The sequence below is a fragment of the Brucella pseudogrignonensis genome, from assembly GCF_002252525.1.
GTDB lineage: Bacteria > Pseudomonadota > Alphaproteobacteria > Rhizobiales > Rhizobiaceae > Brucella > Brucella pseudogrignonensis.
The window spans coordinates 1-661 of sequence record NZ_NNRM01000029.1 but is presented as its reverse complement, the minus strand read 5'-3'; the positions used below and the strand labels follow the sequence as shown (position 1 = coordinate 661).

Genomic DNA, 661 nt, shown 5'->3' with positions numbered 1-661 from the left:
CGCTTCAAGCGAAACAGTCGGGAAAGCCTCTGCTTTACTCGCTGCCAACTGTGCGACCGCCTCTTCTTTTTCAGCCTTGGCCTGCAGCATCGCCGGAACCTGATCCCAATCGGGTGCTGCAATGTCACAAGACTTGCCAAGCCACGAAGGGACGTCAGAGGATGGGTTTGCGCTTCCTCCCCCAATCATCGCAGCAAGCACAACCTGCCAGCGATTGAGTTCTGACTGATATTGAAACTGTGTAGCCATCGCCGCTTCAACACGCGCATCGGCCTGAACCTTGTCGGACATGGTGCTTGCACCCTTGTCCGTTCGCTCATTCACCAGGCCCGCAATGCGCTTAACGCCCTCGACCTGCTCCTGTGCCAGAGCCGAAAGCTTTCGATAGCGCTGGACCTCGACAACCGCACTGGCAGTGTCCCTTGACAGATTATCAACCGCTAGCAGCATACGGGCCTGATTGATTTCCTTGCCAGCACGCTCGGTATCAACCGCGCTCGAAACCTTGCCAAAATCATAAAGCAATTGAGAAGCGGCAACATTGAACTGTGGACGCCAGCCTTCGCGATTATTGCTCTGATAGCCCGAATTCACACCGGCATTGAGCTTGGGGTAATAACCGGCCTGCGCCGCCCTGATCCGTTCGTCGGCCTGATAAATA

Annotated in this window: 1 protein-coding gene; it reads right to left on the bottom strand. The window is 55.5% G+C overall.

Annotation, left to right across the window (positions count from 1 at the left end; translation table 11 throughout):
* A partial coding sequence (locus tag CEV34_RS14540; protein ID WP_179253530.1) for a TolC family protein occupies positions 1 to 661 on the bottom strand: 661 nt, incomplete at both ends.